At 80.5% G+C, this 349-nt stretch carries 1 pseudogene; it reads right to left on the reverse strand.

Annotated features, from left to right (window positions below):
• Positions 1-349 (reverse strand): annotated as a pseudogene (locus GTW40_RS28555) (ABC transporter ATP-binding protein); the annotation flags it as partial.

Below are 349 nucleotides of genomic sequence, written 5' to 3' on the forward strand. Positions count from 1 at the left end.
CGTACCGGGAGGCCGCCAGCACCTCGCCCACCGTGAGCCGCTGGTGGGCCAGCAGCAGCCCGGCCACGGCCACCACGCCCAGGTTCAGCAGCGGGCCCACGGTGAGGGCCTGGGCGGCGGCCCGCCCCTGCACCCGCCACATCGCGTGGCCCGCGCGGGAGAGCCGGGGGAGCGGGGCCAGCACCCGGGCCGCCTCCCGCTCCTCCGCGCCCGCCGCGCGGATCGTACGGTGCCCCCCGACCGCCTCCGACAGCGCGGCCGCGATCGTGCCCTGCTCCCGCTGGTACTCGGCCGCGCACGCCGAGGTGTCCCGGGCCAGGGCCCGCAGCAGCAGCGCGAGCACCGGCGC

Origin of the sequence: Streptomyces sp. SID4985 (genome assembly GCF_009863025.1) — a bacterium.
Classification (GTDB): domain Bacteria; phylum Actinomycetota; class Actinomycetes; order Streptomycetales; family Streptomycetaceae; genus Streptomyces.